This is a genomic window from Dolichospermum sp. UHCC 0260, assembly GCF_009711985.1.
GTDB classification, from domain to species: domain Bacteria; phylum Cyanobacteriota; class Cyanobacteriia; order Cyanobacteriales; family Nostocaceae; genus Dolichospermum; species Dolichospermum lemmermannii.
In genome coordinates, this window is the sequence record NZ_VIKZ01000006.1 from 96,054 (window position 1) to 118,791 (window position 22,738).

Below are 22,738 nucleotides of genomic sequence, written 5' to 3' on the forward strand. Positions count from 1 at the left end.
ACTAACCGAAACAGAGGACACAGAAAAAATATTTGCAGATAAATACACTCTTAATTCTCTCCGTGCCTCTGCGTCTCTGCGTGAAAAAAATCTAATCTTTGACTATTTGTCGAGGTAGAATTGTTCCTTTAGCACCAATCATGCGATTATAAATTTGTCCTTGATGACCATAGGTAATCACATCTGTAACCACCGATGATTCTGTCTTTGATTGCACTTCACAAGTCACATAAAATGTCTCACCAAAAGGCACTTTTGCAAATTGTTCAAAGTTCTTAATTTCTGATGGTAAACATCCAACTTGATGAAAATGTTGTGTCCAAATCCAGAGCGAATGAATCTGGACATCTGCTATGTAGGAATTGAATGTTTGCACTGGGAATTGTCCCTGTTGTTGTGCTGTGGGTTCTGGTAAGTAGCATTCAATCGTTATCTGACTAGGGCTGGTATTTAAAACTGATTTTACACCTTGAAAGGTGACTCCATGAAATAGGCTAGAAGCATTTACTTGATATAATTCTTGATTGGTTTTGAGGAGATTTTCATCCTGATTAAAGTTCAGGTTTACATAATTAGGAGGTGTGGGAATTTCTCGTTTGAGAATTAGATTTGTGCTGAAATGATAGCGGACTTTTCCGTCTGATGTCTTACTACTAATTTTAGCAGAAAATTCTATTTTCTGATTTTCATGTTTCGCAAGTTCCTGAATTTCTAAAACATATTCATTTGTTGAGGTTTCATCAAAAACTATGCCTTTTAAAACTTTGAAATTGGGAGAACCAAAGGCTGTAAATCCAGGATAGAGTTGTTCACAAGCATTAGTCATCCATAATAACCCACAGGTGGCAGGAAGTACGGGACGACCGAGGATAACATGATCATGTAAAAATGGGTTTTCGGCTAATGTTAATTGGCGGTTAATTCGATAGGTTTTTAACTCATTGGATAAGGTTGCAGGAACATAAATTAAGGGACTACCAATCACTAATTGAACTGTGTCTTGATTAGCGGTAGTTAGTTCATTAACTAATATTTCCGTTCCTGTCTCTACGGGAATAACTTCAATTCCTCTTTCTGCAAAAGCTTTCTTTAGTTCTGATGATACCATGCCACTTTCCCAGGGACCCCAGTTAATAGCCATGACATGACAATTGGGGTAATTATGTTTAATTAAATGGGCAGATTTGTTCAGGATTTCATTGGCTATGGCATAATCTGATTGTCCCACATTGCCATAAAATCCCACCACAGAAGAAAACAAAACTAAATATTCCAATTGACTCGCTGGTACACACCGTAGAAGATTTTCTAAACCTTTAACTTTAGCTGCATAAACATTTTCAAAATCCTGAATTGATTTTTTTTCAATGCGTTTATCAGCTAAGTTTCCTGCACCATGAATTATGCCAGTTATCGCCCCAAAACGTTCAATTACATCTGCAAGTTTTGATTCTAGTAATACTGTGTCGGTAATATCTACACTCAGATATTCTGCTTTTCCTCCTGCTTGTTCAATGGCTTTAAGAGTACTTTGAATTTCTCGCTGTGAGGAAATTGCTTGATACTTTTTCTGTACCATTATTGGTGTTGCTTTTTCCCCTTGGGCTTGGAAATTTTCTAAAATCCGCTGTTTTAATTCTGCTTCATTTTCGCAATTTTCTGCCCAAACTGGTTCAGGTTCTGGACTGGAACGCCCTAAAAGAATAAATTTACATTGATATTGCTGGGCGATTTTAATGACACATTGGGCTGTGATTCCTTTTGCACCACCACTAACTAGAAAAACTTGATCTTTGGTAATCTCTCTTTGAGAATTAGTAGTTGGTAATGGGCTGAAGTCTGCAATTAAAGTGACTCTTCCTTTTTTGCTATATCCTACTTCTTGAATCAACAAGTTTGAATCATGAATTTCCGCGAGGATATGTTTTACAGATGTTTCTGGATCTATTTCTGGATTTAAATCAAGGGAACGACAAAATACATTTTCCCATTCTTGATTAATACTCTTGCTAAGTCCGAATAATCCTCCAGAAATTGCACTAAAATCATGGGTTTCTCCTAATCCAAATTCACCATCTAAACGCGCAACGTTAATAAAACAACTGCGGCCAAATTTTGCGGCTTTGTTGAGTGGTTCTTTCAGGTATTTAGCGATTAAGAAGACGTGACGCAGAATGGATTTATCTATGTCTAATGGTGTTGCTGGGTGGAGATGAATAAATGCAGCTACAGTACCATAATTATCAGCAATCTGTTCTAACTGTTGTTGTAAATTTTCTTCATTCCAATCAGTTAAAACTACTCTATTGATTCCTTTATGAATATTTGAATCAATTCCAGGGAAACTTAAAACTACAGTTTTCCAACCTTTAGCTGTCAAACTTTCTGCTAATTTTTCAGTAGCAGAAGAACCATCATCAGTTATTAATACAATGTGGTTTTCAGGAAGAGAAAATTCTAAACTATCAGGTGTGGGAAGTTGCTGTAATTTGGCAATACTGCGGCGGATATTTGGCGGAAATGTGGTTGTTGTGATCTCTACTATTTCTTCAGTCAATAAATTAGAAATTCCCTGGGCTTGTTGCTGCATATAAGTGGCAATTTCGGCCAAAGTTCTCAATTCTCCAATTTCTTCGAGGTTGGGTTTAGGTAAGTCGGGATATATTTCTAATAAACCTCCTAAAATTTCGACTCGTTTGATAGAATCAATTCCTAAATCTGCTTCCATATCCATTGACAGTTCTAACATTTCTACTGGGTAGCCTGTTTTATCACTGACAACGTTTAGTAGAGTTTGACTAAGGGTGGCTTTATCTATATTTGGGATGATTTTTTCTTCACGCAGAGGCGCGGCGGCACAGAGAGGAAGATCTGGAGATAAGTCGGTTTTTTGATCATTTTCTAAGTCTTGTTGAATTTGGGGAGAAAAAGTGGGTTGAGGATGATTTACATAATTGATGACTTTATTTTCTGAAGTCAGTAAATGAAAATGTTTTTGCAGAAGTTGAAAGTAATTTTGGGTATATTCATGTTGATATTTGAGATATTGTTCATGAATGCGGAGGGTATCACCTTGATGATCATGAAACCGCATCATGTTCTGTTCAGAATTGGAAATTGCTAGTTGCTGAGTTTGAGATTGATGTTCTGTAGGTTCATTATTTCCCAATAATGAATACTGCTGCTGCATTAATTGAGAAAATGTCTTTGTGTATTCTGTTTGATTTTGCAAAGATTGTTCATGAACATGGATAATATCCCGTTGTTGCTGGCTAAATTCTGTGATGAAATTTTCTAAGCTGTGAATAACTTTTTCAGAATTTTGAGGGTGAATTTCTACTTGTTCTAATTTACCGTTGAGTGAAGTTGGAGGCTTTTCGTTACCCTGTGGTTGATGATTTTCGTTAATTGTTGGTTGGGAAGATATCACTCCTACATGATGACCATTTTCTAAAGCTTTCGCAAAGGCTTTTTGAGTTCTTTCGGTAATATTGGTACTATTTAACCGCACATTCAAAACTTTTTGTTGAGGAATTTCGGGAATTTTAGTTACGACTTGATAGGGATCTAAATTTTGCAAAGATAACCCAGCTACCTGCAATTGAACTATGGCTTGTCGAAGAGTTTTGTCGCTATTTTTGGTATGATTTGGATTTACAGCTATAGCTATATGGGGTTGATCATTTAAAATCTCTTTTACCAAATTGGTAAGCACATTTTTAGGACCAAATTCCACAAAACAATAACCACCAGCAGCATAAATATTTTCAATCTCCTGCTGAAATAATACCTGATTGAACAATTGTTCTTTGAGGATTTTTTGGATAGCGTGGGGTTCTTGAGGATAACAGCCACCTGTAACATTAGTATAAACGGGAATTTGTGCTTCGTTGAAATTTGCTTTTTCAACAGCTTGGGCAAAAGGTTTTTGAGCATGAGATACTAATGGTGTATGAAATGCTGCGGAAACTCCTAATAGAAAAGTAGTAAAACCTTGTTTTTTGAGAATATCTTGGACTTGACTAATTTCCTCTTTCTTCCCAGCTAATACTATTTGGTGCTGAGAATTTTTATTAGCAACTGCTACCTGGGGAAACTTTTTAATTACTTCCGTTATCTGCTGAATATCTCCTTTAACGGCTAACATTCCTCCAGCATCAAAATTGGGATTTGCCGGTGCAGCCATAGCTTGTCCTCTAGCTTTTGCTAAGAACAAATAATCTTCTTCATTTAATACACCTGCAACCCACAAAGCTGTTAATTCACCAAAGCTATGACCAGCAACAAAATCAGGTTTAAATCCAGCTTGTTGCAAAATTTTATATAAACCCGCACTAAATACTCCAATTGCTGGTTGTGCATATTCAGTTTTTTGCAATGTTGCTAACTGAATTTGCTTTTGTGCTTCATCAAAAACAGGCTGAGGAAATACTACCGTTGACAAGGGCTGTAACCCGTCCTCACACAAAAGGCTATCCATGTGCGTATAGGTTTGGCGCAAGCAGGGAAAATTCATCACCAACTCCCGCCCCATTTCTAAGTATTGTGAACCTTGTCCAGAAAACAAAGCCACTACTTTACTTGTCGGATTTATCCCCTTTTGACGGTAGTAAATCCCTTGAGGATGTTCCCAGGATTCGGCTTCAGGCTTCTGTTTTAGCCCTGCAATCGCAATTTTTAGTAATTCCTCAGCTTGCGCTAAATCATTAGCTACAAAGCCCATTCTGGCATAATTAACGGGAATTTTCCTGGTTTGAGAATCAGTAATTAATTGTTGATAGTGTCTTTCTTTACCCTCAATCTGTAATTGTTGCTGGATTTGTTGACAACGAGATAACAACTCTGAAGGGGTGGGGGCAAATAGCAGTAAGGATTCTGGCCTATGGTGTAAACGGTAAGGGTGATGATGTTCATGCTCGTATTCTTCCAGGACAACGTGATAATTTGTACCACCAAAGCCAAAAGCACTGACTCCTGCCCTTCTTGGTTGGGTAGGATGACTTACCCAAGGTCTAGTTTCCGTATTTAAATAAAATGGGGAGTTCTCAATATTCAGTTTAGGATGGGGTTTACTGACATTGATCGTCGGTGGTAAGACTTTGTGGTGCAACGCTAAAGCCGCTTTGATGAGACTAGCTGCACCAGCCGCCGCCTTAGTATGTCCAATTTGAGATTTGACAGTTCCCAAAGCAATATGCTGTTTTTTCGGGTTATTTTCGCCAAAAACGCTGGTAATAGATGTAAATTCTGTAGGATCTCCTACCATCGTTCCCGTGCCATGTGCTTCGATTAATCCTACACTAGCAGGGGAAACACCTGCATCTGTATAGGCACGAACCAAAGAACTAATTTGTCCTTCTGCGCGAGGTGCGTAAATACTTTTATACTTGCCATCGCTAGAACTGCCCATCCCTTTAATGACTGCATAGATGCGATCGCCATCTCGTTGGGCATCTTCTAGGCGTTTAAGTACCAGCATTCCCACGCCTTCGCCTAATAGCATTCCATCTGCATCAGTATCAAAGGGTCTTACCTTTTCTCCAGGGGAAACAGCAGGGGTTTTACTGAAGCACATATAGGCGAAAATTGAGTTATCCGTATCCACCCCGCCAGTTATCATCATGTCGGCGCGATGTTCCACTAACTCGCTAATAGCCATTCTTAATGCACCCAAAGAACTCGCACAGGCTGCATCCACTACGCAATTCATTCCGCCCAAATCCAGACGGTTGGCGATACGTCCAGAAATCACATTAGCTAACATTCCGGGGAAGGCATTTTCGTCCCATTGCACATATCCACTTTTGAGTTTTTCAATAATTTTCTGGCTATCTTCGTCTGATAAACCACTATTTTTGAGAACTTTTTTCCAAAGTGGATCTTGCAATCTTGCACCTAAAGGAACAGCCAATTGTCTACCAATTGCTACTCCTAATATTACTCCTGTTCGTTCGTGATTAAATTGGCGAGATGTCCCATAACCAGCATCTTCTAATGCCTCTTTTGCCACTACCAAACCGAGTAATTGAGAAATATCTGTCACCTCCAAAATATTAGGAGGTAAGCCAAATTCCATGGGATTAAAATCAATATCTGGTAAAAAACCACCCCGTTTACAATAGGTCTTATCCGCTGCTTTGGGGTCAGGATCATAATAATCATCTATTTGCCAACGGGAAGCCGGAACATCAGTAATACAATCCACTTTCTGAATAATATTTTCCCAGTATTCCTGTAAATTCTTCGCCTGGGGAAAAATAGAAGCCATCCCAACAATTGCTACATTAGTTGTTCGCAATTTAGCATTAATTTCATTTTTCATCTTTGTGGTATCAGGCATATTTTTTTTAACCTTTATCATCTTGAGTACAGACTTTTCACAGTTACTAATTTCAGATTGCAACTGTGCAAAAGCAGCTTCAAATTTGGAAGCAGCCATGATCATATTTCCCTCTTTTGATCGAGCAATATAGAGGTGAATAGCAGCTTGTTTTTTGACTAAATTAAACTAAGCTAGAATTGATTTTCATTCTTAACAGTATTGAAATCTGAACTCGACATAAATTATTGATAAATATTGTGGCGATTAAATATGAAATAGTCTGATTAATCCTCCAGACTATAAATTAAATTTCCGCCTATATTAATCTGAGTTTGGTGACAACCCTATTGCAACTCATAAGCAACTTACGTGCAACTTTATAAAAGTCTTGCAGATGTAAAATTGATAGAGTCGTCGCAGAAATATCTTTGCTTATCCAATACACTAATTATTATCTAAGTTTTAGCCATTTTGACAAAAGTTGCATAGAGATTGCATATTATTAGTTCCAACTTATTGAAAACTTTATTTTACAATAACTAAGAATAACAAATTCTCTGGATAAAAATAGAATGTGCAATATGTAATTATTGTTCATTAGTTTCTAATGCTAAATAGTTATTTTTTACATCTATCTCCAGAAATATTTTTTCACCTTTGTAAAATAGATCACTATTAAATATATCTCAGGAGTTAAAAATATATTTTTTCATCAACTTAAGTCCTAAATTTGAGATAATGCAAAATTAGTAATCCTCTATTTAAAGAATTAAAAATTTGAGGCTTGCGATTTTTACAAATCCCAGATAGTGCGATAAACAAGGTTCTATGAAACAATCTGTTGCATATAGGTTGAAATTCTCAAAAAATAAGTTTACTCTAAATTATTAAATCAGGGAAATTTAGACTGTGAATTTCAAACAGTCTTCGAGCATAAAATTAGTCAATTAAACGTTATTGCATTATTTGGCTTCTGCAATATTGGAATTACAAAAACTACAAGGAATTGCTGGCATGAGACTATCTGAATTAGATCCACTCATCCCGCTGAATGAGTTACGAGAACAACTCCTCAAATTACCAAAAGGTTACTCATTTCATGAAGATGAATTAGTAGATTTTCTATCACGGAGAAGATGGCCTGAAAGCAATCGTCGAATTGATAGAACCACATTCTGGCGGTGGCGGAATGACAACGCTATTGAACATCAAAAAATCTTCAGTCGCTTGGATTTTCTCAAACTTTGTCAAATTTGTGATCATTATCGAGTAGACGGAACCCGCAGCGAATATTTGGCAATCATGCGGAAGAAAAAAGAGAAAGAGGTTGTGTTAAATAAATAAAATTTTGATCATGGTAATTGGTAATAGTCAGCAACTAATTACCAATTACCTGGCAGAATTTTAGTATTTAAGTATTTTATGTAACTTTCCATTTAGTCAACCAAAGTAAAGAATTTTTGATTAGTTGTATTTTGTTGGATATTAAGGTTATCAATTAATCCAGTTCAGTTAATTATGTAGGTTGAGTTGACGGCAGGAAACCCAACAAAATGATTGATAATGTTGGGTGGTGCTGCCACTTAACCCAACCTACTTTTTTCTTAACTGAACCAGATAAGGTTATCAAGAGATGCTATCAAGTGTAATGGCTTTTCTGTCTCTAATTTAGAGTCAGAAATATTGTCATATTTCCTAATTTAAAAGACAAAATTATGGTACACAAAGAAAAGCACTCATTCACAAAACCTATGAGTTTGTGGCCGATAATGTTAGGAAGTGCTGGAGTTATAGCTACTAGCATAATATCTATCTATAGCCTTTCATATTTTCAGAAAACGTCTAAATCATCCCCGACCATATCTTCTATTTCTCCCATTTCAGCCCCTACTATTACTGCTGTTGCTGCTTTAGGGCGTTTAGAACCCCAAGGAGAAGTAATTCGTCTCTCCGCACCTAATTCTCAAACAGGGATAAGAGTTAATCAACTCCTAGTTAAAAAAGGAGATAAAATTCGTCAAGGACAATTAGTAGCAATTCTTGATAATTATATACCTAATCTTGCAGCTTTAGAAAAAGCAAACCGACAAGTAGAAGTTAGTCGAGCGAATCTTCAACAAGTAGAAGCAGGGGCAAAAGGAGGGGATATTTCAGCCCAAAAAGCCACAATTTCTCGTTTAGAAGCTGATTTACGAGGATCAGTTTCTACTCAAAAAGCTACAATTTCTCGTTTAGAAGCTGAACTAAAAAATTCAGAAACCGAAAATCAACGCTATCAGAAATTATATCAAGATGGTGCTATTTCTGCTTCTGATGCAGATACTAAAAGATTACGCCGGGATACTGTGCAACAACAACTTAATGAAGCTAATGCTAGTCTAAAACGAACTATAGAAACTTTGCAAAAACAGTTAACTGAATCTCAAGCTAGACTTAATAGTATTGCCGAAATTCGCCCCACAGATGTGCAACTAGCTCAAGCAAATGTAAAAAGTGCTATAGCATCTGTTCAACAAGCTCAAGCCGAGCTAAATTTAAGTTCTATCCGTTCCCCTATTGATGCTCAAGTTCTAAAAATTAATACTTGGCCAGGAGAAATAATTGGCAATAAAGGCATAGTAGAACTAGGACAAACTCAACAAATGTATGTAGTTGCAGAAGTCTACGAAACTGATATTAAAAAAGTTCGTTTAGGTCAATCAGTAACTATCACCAGTGAGGCTTTTAGCGGAAAATTAAAGGGAACTGTCGCAGATATTGGTTTACAAATTGGTAGACAAAATATCTTCAATACTAATCCCGGTTCAGATACAGATAACAAAATAGTTGATGTGAAAATTCGCATTGACAACTCGGCAGATAATCAACGAGTTTCTAGTTTAACTAATTTACAGGTACAGGCACTTATTAAAATATAACAAAGTCTGAACTATGATTTGTCTGATTAATTTGATTTGGATGATTTATATAGCGGTATGCACTTGAATGAGATACATCATAGTCCCCTCCTCGCTTGCGGGGTGGGGTGCATTTATATAAGGAATAGGAGGTAAAACATGATTTTAAATATACCTTTGCCTTGGCTACAATTGATAAAACAAAAAGTGCGCTTTTTTGTAGCATTGGCTGGGATTGCTTTTATTTCTGTGTTGATGTTTATGCAAATTGGGTTTCAGGATGCTCTTTATTCTAGTGCTACTCAAGTCCATAAACACCTGCGAGGTGATTTGTTTTTAATTAGTTCCCAATATAAATCTTTGACTTCTACTCAAAGCTTTCCTCGTAGTCGTTTATATCAAATATTAGGTTTTAACGGCATAGAATCTGTTGAACCTTTATATGTCCAATTTGCTAAACTCAAAAATCCCATTAATGGCCGCAAATATCCTATTTACATTCTAGGATTTGATCCGGTAAAATCTATCTTTACATTACCAGAAGTAGATCAAGATTTTCAATTACTAAAAATTCCTGATCAAGTATTTTTTGACCGCGCAGCGCGGCCAGAATTTGGACCAATTGCTGAATATTTTCAAAAAAATCAACCTATAGGTATGGAAATATTTAGTTATTTGGGAACTATTGGTTATAAAGTTAAAGTTAGTGGTTTATTTACTCTTGGGCCTTCCTTTGGTGTGGATGGTAATTTAATAGTCAGTTCTTCTACTTTTTTTAAAATCTTTCCAGAACATAGATCAAATCAAATAGATATAGGCTTAATTCATCTAAAACCTAATGTTAACCCCCAAACAATTCTCACAACTTTATCTAATAGTTTACCAAAAGATGTCACGGTAATGACACGCCAAGAATTTATTGACTTTGAAAAAAGCTATTGGACATTAAGAACACCAATTGGATTTGTATTTAATTTAATGGTAATGATGGGTTTTGTGGTTGGTGTAATTGTTGTTTATCAAATCCTTTATAGTAATATATCAACTCATTTTGTCCAATTTGCGACACTTAAAGCTATGGGATTTAGAAATAAATATCTTTTAAATGTCGTATTTCAGCAAGCTATAATTTTAGCTGTCTTGGGTTTTATTCCCGGTTTTGCTATCTCTCTAGGACTATATGATATTGCTAAAGATGCAACTAAATTACCAATTGTTATGGATTTAAGTAAGGGGTTATTAGTATTCACTTCTGTGATTATTATGTGCTTAACTTCTGGTTTCTTTTCTACCAATAAACTCCGTAAAGTAGATCCAGCAGAAATCTTTAATTAACTAATAATGCAATATTTACCTGATGCCAATATTTTGAAAATCACAAATCTTAATCATTACTTTGGTCATAGTAAATTACGAACTCAAACTTTGTTTGATATTAATTTAACTATCAAAGCTGGAGAAATTGTGATTATGACTGGACCATCTGGTTCAGGAAAAACTACTTTATTAACATTAATTGGTGGTTTGCGTTCTGTCCAAGAGGGAAGTTTAAAATTTAATGGACAGGAATTATTAGGTGCTAGTAATGAAGAATTAGTCCAGGTACGGCGACAAATTGGCTATATTTTTCAAGCTCATAATTTACTAGATTTCCTCACAGCTATGCAAAATGTGCAAATGTCTTTGGAATTACAACGCAATATTTCTCAATGGGAATCTTATATCCAATCAGAAACAATGCTCCAGGCTGTGAAATTGGGAGATAGAATTAATTATTACCCCTCCGATCTTTCCGGGGGACAAAAGCAACGAGTAGCCATTGCGCGGGCTTTGGTGAGTCATCCTAAGTTAGTCTTAGCTGATGAACCTACGGCGGCTTTAGATAGTAAATCAGGAAGAGATGTGGTTAATTTAATGCAGCAATTAGCAAAAGAACAAGATTGCACCATTTTAATTGTTACCCACGATAACCGAATTTTAGATATTGCTGACAGAATCATTAATATGGAAGATGGTTATTTAATCCAACATGATTGATTTATTTAGATTCCCAACTTCTTAAAGAAGTCGGGGATCTAGTTATAGTAAACTAGCAGAATTAACATCTAAAAATAAAGTAGCTTGGGGTTGTTGACGTAAAATAGAAGCTGGACAATTAGTAGTGATATTTCCTGTTAACAGAGTTTTAACTACTTGGGCTTTTCTGGTTGCTGGTGCTAAACAAATTATTTTTTTAGCATGACAAATCATGGGAATAGTCACAGTAAATGCGTATTGAGGAACATCTGCTAAATTGGCAAAATATGCTGTATTTACTTGTTGTTGACGGTTAACATGATCCAGTTTGACAAGTTTAACTTTAGCAGGATCTTGAAAATCTGCCACCGCTGGATCATTAAATGCTAAATGTCCATTTTCCCCAATACCTAAAAAACATAGGTCAATAGGTTGATTTTCTAAGAGTCGAGTATAGCGATCGCATTCGGCTATTGGTTGTAATGTATCCCCTGCTATATAATAAAATTGTTGGGGACACACCTTTTCTTCGACCCGTTCCCGCAAATAACGCCGAAAACTAGCAGGATGATCGGATGTAATTCCCAAATATTCATCTAAATGAAATAAAATTATCCGTGACCAATCTATTCCCTCTAAAGCAATTAAAGCCTCCAAAAATCGAATTTGGGAATTTCCTGTAGCTAATAAAATTGCAACTGTATCCTGTTTATCAAGCAGATTTTGTAAATATTGATGTGTGATTTTAGCCACACTTTCTGACATTTCCATTTCAGAAGCATAAACCTCTACCAATAGATGATCAACATAAAAAGATTTGCTAGGTTCTATCATTTGTTTACTCCCAATTACTAATTATCAATTATAAAAAAAGACAGGCAAAAAGCCTGTCAAATAGCTGATGATTTAGCAAAGAATTTGTCAGTATCCTCAACCCTGATTGTTGTAATCAATCATCTCAATCAAATCAATCACACAAATCATAGTTATGATTTAGAAATTCATTTCCGCAGCTTGAACCCTGATTGTTGTAATCAATCAAATCAATCACACAAATCATAGTTATGATTTAGAAATTCATTTCCGCAGCTTGAACTTTTTCTACTTGTTTCTTCTTGAGAACTAGCATTACTTGTGCCAACATCACCAAACAGATAAAAGCAACCAACCATGCAACTCTAGAAGAATTTTGCAACACAATTTCTGCATCTTTTTGACCAAAACCACCAACATTGGGGTTGTTAGTCAAAGCATCACCAATTGTAACTACTTGTCCTTGAGTCACAATTAGTTCAGGACCAGCAGGAACTGTATCTGTAACAACATCACCAGTTGCAGTTGTGATACTAATCAGATTCTTAACGTTACCGTCCTCATCTTCTGTTTTAGCAATTTTGCTAATTGTACCGGCAGCAGAAGCGTTGAATGCGTTATTATTGCTCTTTTCACCTGTGGGGTAAACTTGTCCACGGCCACGATTACCGCCTACATGAACAGAGTATTTGCCAAAGTGGATATTTTTGTCTGTAGCGGGGTTAGGAGAAAGAATAGGGAAGACAATTTCTTGATATTCTTCACCAGGTAATGGACCAACAATGACAACATTATCTGTACTGTCGTTGTAAGGAGTGAATGTCATATCACCCACTTCTGCCTTGAGTTCTTCAGAAATGCGATCTTCTGGGGCAATCTTGAAGCCTTGAGGCAACATTAATACAGCACCAACATTTAAGCCCACCTTAGAACCATCAGCACCCACTTGTTGCACAGTGGCATCGTAGGGAATCTTGACAACGGCTTTAAATACAGTGTCAGGAAGCACAGATTGGGGAATTTCCACTTCTGTGGGTTTAGCTGCTAGGTGACAGTTAGCGCAAACAATTCGACCCGTTGCTTCGCGGGGGGTTGCAGGAGCGGTTTCTTGCGCCCAGAAAGGATAGGCAGCAGCAGTTTGTGGGACGGCTATATCGCTAGTGAAGAAAAAAGTCACAGTAGCGATCGCTATAAGCAATGTATTAACCATTGCTTTAGCAGTGCGAGTTAACCTCGCAGGTGTAAGGGCATTTCTCATCTCTATAAAGTCATTTGTCAGTGGTCAGTTGTCAGTTGTCAGTTGTCATTGGTCAGTAGTCAGTAGTCAAGAGTTGATTAAAAGCCCTAGATTGTTGACTTGAGACTAATAACTTTTGCACTATTTAAGCCCACCAAGCGGCATCCCCAGTGCGGAAATCGGTTTCTGTCCAAGGTGTTAACAGAATTTTGTCGTCTGCCACTTTGGCATGGGCTAGAGGCAAGGATTTTGGTGCAGGACCGCGAATTACTTTACCAGTAGCGTCATATTGTGAACCATGACAAGGGCATTTAAACTTATTTTCAGCCACATTCCAAGGGACAACACAACCTAAGTGGGTACAAATAGCATTAATCCCGTAGTCAGCGATCGCTTCTTTACTTTCCACTACAATATAGGTAGGATCTCCCTTGAGTCCTTGTACCAAACTGCGACCGCCCACATTATGGCTGTCTAGAAATTGACTAACACTAACATCATTACCCAATTCATTCTTGGCTACTGTACCGCCACCAGCGCCACCGCTAGAAGGAGGAATAAAGTAGCTAACAACAGGGTACAATGCACCCAACGCCACCCCGGTAACAGTCCCAAAAGTGAGTAGGTTCATAAACTGACGACGACCCATATCGGGAACATCTGCTGATTCAGAAAATTGAGCCATAATCTCCGCGCTGTTTGTGTAATTTATTAATCATTTTGACAAGAGTACCAGCACAAGAGCCACTCTTATCTGAATCGAAATCATAACGCTCACAGCGATACCCTAATTCTCAGTTGCAAGACATAGTGAGCATCTTTATCTGTTAGCATTACATTTCTTTATATCCTTATCATACTGGAGTCACGGAACTTAATATCATAACTAAATGTAAAATCTAGATAAGCTCAGGGAATAGGGAATAGGGAACAGGGAACAGAAGGAAACTTCTTAACAACGGACAACGGTACGGGCGAAGCATTTGGAGAAATATTTTTGGCAATGACCGATAATTTATCTTCCAAATGCTTCGCCCCTACTAACAACGGACAACTGTACGGGCGAAGCATTTGGAGAACTATTTTTGGCAATGACCGATAATTTATCTTCCAAATGCTTCGCCCCTACTAACAACGGACAACGGTACGGGCGAAGCATTTGGAGAACTATTTTTGGCAATGATCGATAATTTATCTTCCAAATGCTTCGCCCCTACTGACAACTGACAACTGTACGGGCGAAGCATTTGGAGAACTATTTTCGGCAATGATCGATAATTTATCTTCCAAATGCTTCGCCCCTACTGACAACTGACAACTGACAACGGACCAAAATTACTATGACCGGAAAGGAATTACGCCAACTGTTGATTGATAAATGGGGACAACCTTATGATGTCCAGTTTCGCCGCACTCAGGGCAAAATATTTCTACAAATCATGTGGAAATACTTTGGACAAGCCTCTTTCCCTTTAAGCGAAACAGATTACCAAGATCATCTTGACAGCATTGCTAATTATCTCAATGCCTTAGGGGGAATACAACAAGTACAAACTTTTATTCTAGAAACTAAAGAGCGTCCCCGTCTTGGTAAGGCAGTTAGCATCCCCCTTGACTTAGGTGAACGCGCGTCAGAATGGATTGTTTAAAAATTAGGTAATAGGTAATAAGGTCTATAAAAAAATTAACGGAAATGACTAATATATCTGTTACTATCTACACTTATTGTACTAGGTCAACACGGTATTAATCAAGCTATGATTATGGGACGGTTTTAGAAGCCTGGAACGCTCTGGGTAAATTATGTTAATTTTTACGAGATGCTACGAGAACACAGTGCAGGGGACGTAAGCTGTGCGAATTCCGCTTGATTATTACCGAATTCTAGGATTACCGTTGGCGGCCAATGAGGAACAATTGCGACAGGCATACAGCGATCGCATTGTCCAATTGCCCCGACGGGAATATTCGACTACATCTATATCTTCTCGCAAGAAGCTGATTGAAGAAGCTTATATGGTTTTATTAGATACCGACGAGCGCAAAGCCTACGATCAGCTTTATCTAGCTCACGTTTATACTCCTAACAAAACTGCTGATCAAGTTCCACAACAAACCCTAACAGATAATAACTCCAAAGATCAAGATGCTCAAAGTCTCAGCATTGAAATCACCCCAGAGCGATTAGTTGGCTCTTTGTTAATCCTCCAAGAACTAGGAGAATATGAATTAGTATTAAAACTTGGTCGCCCGTACCTAGTTAATAAACCTAGTTCAGTTAGTCTGAAAACAGGTCATCGTGCTACCCAAATAGAAATTCCCGAAAACCCTGACTTACCAGATATTATCCTCACCGTCTCCCTAGCTTGCCTAGAACTAGGACGGGAAGAATGGCAACAAGGTCACTATGAAAATGCCGCCGTATCCTTAGAAACAGGTGAAGAATTATTAGCACGAGAAGGCTTATTTCCCAGCGTCCGCGCTGAAATGACCGCTGATCTTTACAAACTGCGTCCCTACCGCATCTTGGAACTATTAGCACTACCACAAACACAAATTCCCAAACGTCGGCAAGGATTAGAATTATTACAAAGTATCTTAGAAGATCGTGGCGGTATTGATGGTACAGGCAATGATCAATCAGGATTAAATATAGATGACTTTTTACGATTTATCCAACAAATTCGCCATTATTTAACAGTCGCAGAACAGCATAAACTCTTTGAATTAGAAAGTAAACGCCCCTCAGCCGTGGCCACATATTTAGCAGTATACTCCCTAATCGCCAGAGGTTTTGCCCAACGCCAACCAGCATTAATTCGCCAAGCCAAGCAAATGTTAATGCAATTAGGCAAACGCCAAGACGTGCATTTAGAACAATCGCTTTGTGCTTTGCTAATGGGACAAACCGAAGAAGCCACCCGTGTTTTAGAACTAAGTCAAGAATATGAAGCCTTAGCTTTTATTCGGGAAAAATCCCAAGACTCACCAGACCTATTGCCAGGACTGTGTTTATATAGTGAACAATGGTTACAGCAAGAAGTATTTCCCCATTTTCGGGATTTAGCAAAACAGCAAGCCTCTTTAAAAGATTACTTTGCCGATAGACAAGTACAAGCTTATCTAGAATCTTTACCCACCGATGCCCAAATTACCAATGAATGGTCAGTAATTAATCATCAATCCTTTCCCCAACCAGATATTAATAATTCTCGTTACCATACTAATAACACCACACAAACACCGCAACATCATCAACCCGTCAATCCTGAGTTACCACAAACCCAGCCTCGACCTCAACCTGAATCTACCCAAGTTTCCATACCGAGATGGAATCATCCACCAACAAATGCAAATGCGGGAAATCAAACATCACAAATACCCTCAACAGCAGCAACCCCGAACCTAAGACCACATCAAACCAATGGTACTCCGACCGCAGTAACAAACCACCAGTCTCCCAAACGCAGAAGACGAAAACCCACTACTAATACCCTTCCTCAGCGGTTTATCCAGTCTCAAACTAATTTTCTCAGTAGTCTAGACCCAAAAACACGCTTAGTTTGGCTAGTTTTCTTCTCATTGGGAGGAGTATTAATTTTTTCGTTATTAGTATCAACAACTTTTGGCTTGGTCAAAAATATCTTCTTTCCCAGTGCATCATTACAGGGAGAACAGTTAGCAATACAACTGAATCAACCACCAATTACCATTCCTGACCCCAACAGCGAACCTGAATCAAGCACCGAAGAACTGACCAAAGAGACAGCAAAGGAAGTAATTGAAACTTGGTTATCTGCCAAAACCTCAGCTTTAGGGCAAAAACATGACATTGATGGTTTAAAGGAAATTTTAACAGGTGCAGTTTTATCACAATGGCAGTCAGTAGCCCAGCAAGAACAAGAAGAGAAACGCTATCGCCAATATAAACATAATGTAGAAATAGTAGCTGTTTCTAAAAAAGGTACAGATAAAGATTATGTATCTGTAGACGCTAAGGTACAAGAAGTTACCCAGTTCTATCAGAATAGTCAGCAGAAAAAGTCTTCTAATGAAAACTTGCGCGTTCGCTATGATTTGGTTCGCAAAGAAGGTAAATGGCTGATTCAGCGAATGTCAGTAATTCAGAATTTTTTGTAATTGGTCAGTTGTTAGTAGGGGCGAAGCATTTGGAAGATAAATTATCGGTCATTCCAAAAAATAGTTCTCCAAATGCTTCGCCCGTACAGTTGTTAGTAGGGGCGAAGCATTTGGAAGATAAATTATCGGTCATTGCCAAAAATAGTTCTCCAAATGCTTCGCCCGTACAGTTGTTCGTTGTTAAATCTACTCTTTTCCATGTTCCCTGCCCTCAATATCATCAAACCTTGACAGTAATCCTCTATCTGAGATCACTATATTAAGATTCCATGACAAACTGATCCCCGCAAGGCTGATAACTACGTGAAATATAGTAAAACCTATCTTTAGACCCCTTGATCCCTAGATAGTTTTACTGGTTAATATTTACTTAACAACTTTTGGCAATCCCAAAGAAATGCAAAACAACGGCATAACTAGGAATTTAGATGAGTTGGTTATCAATAAAAAAACAAACAGTAAACAAATTTAAAACTGGAGACAAACCAGGAGTCAGGAATAAAAAAATCTGGGTAGATGATATTTCATCAAAATTTTTTTAACCCGGAAAAAATAATTTACCTTGTAAACTACTGGAGTCCAAATTAATGGCAAAAGAACGCCCACCGCTAGAAGAGATGACATTACGGCAATTACGCAAAGTTGCCAGTGAATATTGTATATCTCGCTATAGCAGAATGCGGAAATCGCAGTTATTAGCATCAATTGAAGAAGTTCAGCATAGTAAATTCTCGCTCAGTTCATCCCCTAATCTGGAGGCACAAGAAACCGTGGAAGCAGCAAAATTCGAGCTAGGTCAAGAAGATCGGACTGGTGGTTCTCTCGCTGATGTTGATGAAGCATTAGCCGATTTACCCGCAGGTTATGGTGACAGCCGGATAGTTTTATTACCCCGTGATCCTCAATGGGCTTATACTTACTGGGATATTCCTAACGACCATAAAGAAGAATTGCGTCGTCAAGGTGGACAGACCCTAGCATTGCGGATTTATGATGTCACTGATGTTGATCTAGATTATCAAAGTCCCCACAGTATTCAAGAATACCCTGCTGATGAACTAGCGAGAGAATGGTATTTGCCAATTCCCGTGAGCGATCGCGATTATGTGATAGATGTTGGTTATCGCACCGCTGATGGTGGTTGGTTAGTATTAGCACGTTCGGCGAGAGTACATATTCCCCCCGTCTATCCTTCCGATTGGATTGAAGATGTCTTCATCACCGTAGACTTTGAAGAAGACCTGCGTGCTAAGACCTTCTACGAACTAGTTCCTCCATCTAAGAAATTAGCAACTGCGACTGCGACTGCGGGTGGTGGAAATCCCATTTACGAACAAATCTTTGGTCTAGCAGAATCCGCTGAAGCTCAACGGGTAGCAGGTTCTATCTTCGGTTCTATGCAGCACGTTCCTGGTTCTGCTGCTCCCGAACAAGCTCTCAGTTCCTACGTTTTCCCATCTGGTGTGGGTATGTGGGCTGTTCCTACCGTATCTGGTTTAACCATGTCCGGTGTGGGAATGTCCGGTTTCTCCGCTTCTGCTGTTCCTGCACGTCCTCGCAAATTCTGGTTAGTTGCTGACGCTGAATTGATTGTTTACGGTGCAACTGAACCTGATGCAAATGTTACCATTGGTGGTCGTCCAATTAAACTCAATTCCGATGGTACATTCCGCTTCCAAATGTCCTTCCAAGATGGTTTAATTGACTATCCAATTTTAGCTGTTGCGGCTGATGGTGAACAAACCCGTTCTATTCACATGAAGTTTGAGCGGGAAACACCTTCTCGTCATACTAATACTAAAGATGAAGCTGTTCTGGAATGGCTGGCATAATATTTGTATCTGAAAATTAACCATAACTGTAATTGTTAATTTTACCCGCTATAGTATTCCTATAGCGGGTTTTTTACTGAAAAAAATAAACAACTTTAGCTCACATTCCGACCTCAACTGTCACAATTGTTAATGACTGGAAGAAAAATATAAATTAAGAATAAATATGGAAGATTTGATTTATAAGATAGTAGAATAGGGGACAGATAAGCTGCACCTAAGAGAGGAAGGGAAATTGGAAGAACTCAGGGCGGTATTGGAACTAGCTACAGAAGAGGAACTACAGGACTTAACAGCAATTCTGTTTAGTCGCAAGTTTAACCCCTTAGATTATGTTCACACACCCGAACCCATTGCAGTACAAAGCCAAGATCGTCAAACTTGGTTAGATACAATAGAAAATCGCTTTCGTTTTTTAGCTGCTGACGGAATGACAGTATTACGGGGACGTACTGATCAAGTAACTTACAGACAAGCCCTAATTCAAGTATGCAAATATTTGAAAATTCACTATTATCAAGATCTAACAACAATTGATTTAGAAGCAGAAGTATTTTTGCATCTCTTAGGAAAGGTTTGGAAAAAACTACCAAAACAGGAAAAACAACAACTAACTATTAATGTTCAACATCAATTAGCACAATCAAAACTTAAACAACCATTACCATTATCATTGCAACGTGATCCTTTAGGATTAATATTTAAAGGTGGTAGTGCCTTGGCTGTAACGTCTGTAATCCAACCTTTTGTTCTCCAACAAATCGCCCGTCAATTTGCTATTCATTTAGCTACTTATCAGGTAGCGAAAGAAGCCACAATTACAGGTACAGGATTAGCAACCAAACAGTTTCAAAACTATGTAGCTTTACAAATGTCCCGTCGAGGTATGACTATGAGTGCAGCCCGTTATGGTGCGGTTCGCAGTGCGTTTGCTTTGGTCGGTCCAGTCATGTGGGCTTGGTTTTTTGCTGATTTAGGTTGGAGAGCGATCGCCACAAACTATGGCAGAATTATTCCTTGTGTCTTCACCCTCGCGCAAATTCGTCTTACCCGTACAGAATGTTGGGAAATAGCTTAAATAAAACTTTTTATCATCCAAATTCCCGCTTACAAACCCCTTGGAATTGGTTGCAATTTGGACTATTATCTTGCCCCCTGAGTCCATTTTTGGGCGGTATTTCTATCGTCGTGGCATCATTGTTAACTTGGCGAAAACAATCGCGGCTTATTAGCAATCGGCCAATTCACAAGGGATTTGCTCTTTTGAGTATCTTACTACTCATTACTACCGGATTTGCCTATCATAAATTAGATGCCTTTTTAGGTTTATTCAATTTCATCCCCTTCTTTTTCTTTTTTACAGGACTAACTTCCCTGATGCAAACACCCAACCAATTACGACAAATTTCTTGGATCATGGTGTTTGGTTCTGTACCTGTTTTAATCATCGGTTTTGGGCAATTATTTCTCGGTTGGAATTTCCGATTTCAGGTTTTATGGATTGTCTTTGATTGGATAGTTGCACCAGAAAAATCATTATCAGGACGCATGGCTTCTAACTTCATGCACCCAAATACCTTAGCCGCATACTTAGTAACTATCTTTATTTTGGGTTTAGGTTTATTGCTAGAAAACTATCACAAACTCAAGCAAAAAAATCGCCTGATTATCTTCTTAACAATTACGGTATTTGCTAATTTTATCGCCTTGATATTAACCAATTCTCGCAATGGTTGGGGAATAACCATTTTTGCCTGTTTAGTTTATGCTTTATATCAAGGTTGGCGATTAATTGTTGCTGCTGTTGTCAGTATTACAAGTTGTTTTTTCTTAGCAGCTTTTGCACCTTCACCTATTGCCCAATTTTTCCGCCTTTTTGTTCCCTACGGCATTTGGGCGCGGTTAAATGATGATATGTTTCCTGATAGACCGCTGGAATTAATGCGGAAAACCCAATGGGAATTTGCCTGGAATTTAACTCAGCAACATCCTTTAACTGGTTCAGGTTTACGCAGTTTTAGTGGACTTTATAAAACCCAAATGCAAATTGATGTCAACCATCCTCATAACCTATTTTTAATGCTGTCTGCGGAAACTGGGTTAATTACTACTTTGCTATTTTGTGGTTTGCTGGCTTGGATATTAATTGCAGCTAGTCAAATTTTATTTAACAATAAGAATAAGATCCCCGACTTCTTAAAGAAGTCGGGGATCTCTGCATCTATAGAACCAGAAAATCGCCTAATCTTCTTTAGTTATCTCATCACCTTTATAGGGTGGATATTATTTAATACCGTTGATGTCACCACATTTGATATTCGGTTGAATACTCTCTCTTGGGTTTTTGTTGCTGCATTGTGCGGAGTTATGTATGAATATCAATCACGTCATAAAACCTCGCGGTAAGTGGGAAACTCAGCGGCTAAAGCCGCTGAGAGTGTCAAACAAGTAGGTAGACTGGGGAAAACCCAAATGTGTAAAGCAATCTTAACAAGAGGATTAGTGTGAGGGAAGGGGTAATTAACAATTATCAATTACCTCTTTCCCCATTAAAATCTAAGCATCAAGCTTTTGCAAAATTTGCAGCAACAAAATCCCAGTTCACCAAATTATCTAAGAAATTCTTGATGAATCCAGGACGAGCATTTTTGAAGTCAATATAATATGCGTGTTCCCAAACATCAATGGTAAGCAATGCTTTTTTACCATGTGCAAGGGGGTTTTCTGCGTTTGGTGTTTTCATTACCTTGAGAGTACCACCATCATCAACCAACCAAGCCCAACCACTACCGAATTGAGTTGCAGCAGCAGTAGAAAATTCCTCTTTGAATTTCTCAAAGCTACCAAAATCCTGTTCAATTTTAGCTGCTAATGCGCCTGTAGGTGCGCCGCCACCTGCTGGTTTCAAGCAATTCCAGAAGAAAGAGTGATTCCAAACTTGAGCCGCATTGTTGAAGATTCCAGCCTTAGCAGAGTCACCAAAAGCAATTTGAATTACTTCTTCCAAAGACTTATTAGCTAATTCTGTACCATCAACAAGCTTATTCAAATTATCTACATAAGCTTTATGATGCTTACCATAGTGATATTCAAAGGTTTCCGCTTTCATGCCATAGGATTCTAAAGCATCAGAAGCAAAAGGTAAAGCTAGTTGGGTAAATGCCATTGTGTGAGATCTCCTCTCTTTACTGTTTTCTAGTTGAAAGCTATTGCCAGAGCTAGGCAAATTACAGGTTTCGTATTCAGGAATTTTATACAAAACTTAACATTGTTATTCTACTACCAAACTGAAAATTCCCAGCAATTAGTTTATAAATAAAGCAAATTTCATCTATTTAGACCAAACTCCTAACTTCCCTCTGTTGCCTCTGCGCCTGAAGCGTGAGAAAAAAGCCCAGTCTAAAATATATAATGATTAACTCAGACTAATATCCATCTCAAGATAGATGAATCAATCTGCAAATAGTTTAGGATGTAGTTC

Annotated in this window: 16 protein-coding genes; 10 read left to right on the forward strand and 6 right to left on the reverse strand. The window is 38.0% G+C overall.

Going from position 1 to position 22,738, the window contains the following annotated elements; genetic code table 11:
• Positions 1-91: 91 nt before the first annotated feature.
• On the reverse strand, positions 92-6,439 hold the full coding sequence (locus FJR08_RS04350) for a type I polyketide synthase (protein ID WP_168632280.1): 6,348 nt from the start codon (positions 6,437-6,439) through the stop codon (positions 92-94).
• An 897-nt stretch (positions 6,440-7,336) separates the two neighbouring features.
• On the opposite strand from FJR08_RS04350, the gene FJR08_RS04355 reads away from it, so the two are divergent.
• From FJR08_RS04355 to FJR08_RS04370, 4 genes are all read left to right on the forward strand, one after another.
• Positions 7,337-7,666, forward strand: coding sequence for a hypothetical protein (locus tag FJR08_RS04355; protein WP_168632281.1), 330 nt, complete (start codon positions 7,337-7,339; stop codon positions 7,664-7,666).
• 371 nt (positions 7,667-8,037) lie between these two features.
• Positions 8,038-9,240, forward strand: a complete 1,203-nt coding sequence (locus tag FJR08_RS04360) for an ABC exporter membrane fusion protein (RefSeq protein ID WP_168632282.1) — start codon at positions 8,038-8,040, stop codon at positions 9,238-9,240.
• A gap of 138 nt (positions 9,241-9,378) precedes the next feature.
• The gene (devC, locus tag FJR08_RS04365; RefSeq protein WP_168632283.1) at positions 9,379-10,554 is read left to right on the forward strand and encodes an ABC transporter permease DevC; all 1,176 of its coding nucleotides are present in this window, start codon (positions 9,379-9,381) and stop codon (positions 10,552-10,554) included.
• A 6-nt stretch (positions 10,555-10,560) separates the two neighbouring features.
• On the forward strand, positions 10,561-11,256 hold the full coding sequence (locus FJR08_RS04370; RefSeq protein ID WP_015078579.1) for a DevA family ABC transporter ATP-binding protein: 696 nt from the start codon (positions 10,561-10,563) through the stop codon (positions 11,254-11,256).
• Positions 11,257-11,298: 42 nt separating this feature from the next.
• Here FJR08_RS04370 and FJR08_RS04375 read toward each other — a convergent pair whose 3' ends face one another.
• The 4 genes from FJR08_RS04375 to FJR08_RS23470 all read right to left on the reverse strand — a co-directional run bounded on the left by FJR08_RS04375 (position 11,299) and on the right by FJR08_RS23470 (position 14,356).
• A complete protein-coding gene (locus tag FJR08_RS04375) occupies positions 11,299-12,069 on the reverse strand; it encodes a glucosamine-6-phosphate deaminase (RefSeq protein ID WP_168632284.1) in 771 nt (256 codons plus the stop codon).
• A gap of 235 nt (positions 12,070-12,304) precedes the next feature.
• Positions 12,305-13,306, reverse strand: coding sequence for a cytochrome f (gene petA / locus FJR08_RS04380; RefSeq protein ID WP_168632285.1), 1,002 nt, complete (start codon positions 13,304-13,306; stop codon positions 12,305-12,307).
• A 124-nt stretch (positions 13,307-13,430) separates the two neighbouring features.
• On the reverse strand, positions 13,431-13,970 hold the full coding sequence (gene petC, locus FJR08_RS04385) for a cytochrome b6-f complex iron-sulfur subunit (RefSeq protein ID WP_015078576.1): 540 nt from the start codon (positions 13,968-13,970) through the stop codon (positions 13,431-13,433).
• Between the two features lie 224 nt (positions 13,971-14,194).
• Complete coding sequence (locus FJR08_RS23470; RefSeq protein WP_254435685.1) at positions 14,195-14,356, reverse strand: hypothetical protein; 162 nt, start codon at positions 14,354-14,356, stop codon at positions 14,195-14,197.
• 269 nt (positions 14,357-14,625) lie between these two features.
• On the opposite strand from FJR08_RS23470, the gene FJR08_RS04395 reads away from it, so the two are divergent.
• The 6 genes from FJR08_RS04395 to FJR08_RS04420 all read left to right on the forward strand — a co-directional run bounded on the left by FJR08_RS04395 (position 14,626) and on the right by FJR08_RS04420 (position 21,663).
• Positions 14,626-14,934, forward strand: coding sequence for a DUF3067 family protein (locus FJR08_RS04395; protein WP_015078574.1), 309 nt, complete (start codon positions 14,626-14,628; stop codon positions 14,932-14,934).
• Positions 14,935-15,139: 205 nt separating this feature from the next.
• On the forward strand, positions 15,140-17,425 hold the full coding sequence (locus tag FJR08_RS04400; RefSeq protein WP_168632286.1) for an IMS domain-containing protein: 2,286 nt from the start codon (positions 15,140-15,142) through the stop codon (positions 17,423-17,425).
• Complete coding sequence (locus FJR08_RS04405; protein WP_254435686.1) at positions 17,383-17,688, forward strand: hypothetical protein; 306 nt, start codon at positions 17,383-17,385, stop codon at positions 17,686-17,688. Before FJR08_RS04400 ends, FJR08_RS04405 begins: the two co-directional genes overlap by 43 nt.
• A gap of 324 nt (positions 17,689-18,012) precedes the next feature.
• Positions 18,013-19,257 carry a DUF4912 domain-containing protein gene (locus tag FJR08_RS04410; protein ID WP_168632287.1) on the forward strand — a complete coding sequence of 415 codons (1,245 nt, stop codon included), beginning with the start codon at positions 18,013-18,015 and terminating at the stop codon, positions 19,255-19,257.
• Positions 19,258-19,492: 235 nt separating this feature from the next.
• Complete coding sequence (locus FJR08_RS04415) at positions 19,493-20,335, forward strand: YaaW family protein (RefSeq protein ID WP_015078571.1); 843 nt, start codon at positions 19,493-19,495, stop codon at positions 20,333-20,335.
• Complete coding sequence (locus tag FJR08_RS04420) at positions 20,317-21,663, forward strand: O-antigen ligase (protein WP_168632288.1); 1,347 nt, start codon at positions 20,317-20,319, stop codon at positions 21,661-21,663. Before FJR08_RS04415 ends, FJR08_RS04420 begins: the two co-directional genes overlap by 19 nt.
• 157 nt (positions 21,664-21,820) lie before the next feature.
• On the opposite strand, the gene FJR08_RS04425 is transcribed toward FJR08_RS04420, so the two are convergent.
• On the reverse strand, positions 21,821-22,423 hold the full coding sequence (locus FJR08_RS04425; protein ID WP_168632289.1) for a superoxide dismutase: 603 nt from the start codon (positions 22,421-22,423) through the stop codon (positions 21,821-21,823).
• Between the last annotated feature and the right edge of the window lie 315 nt (positions 22,424-22,738).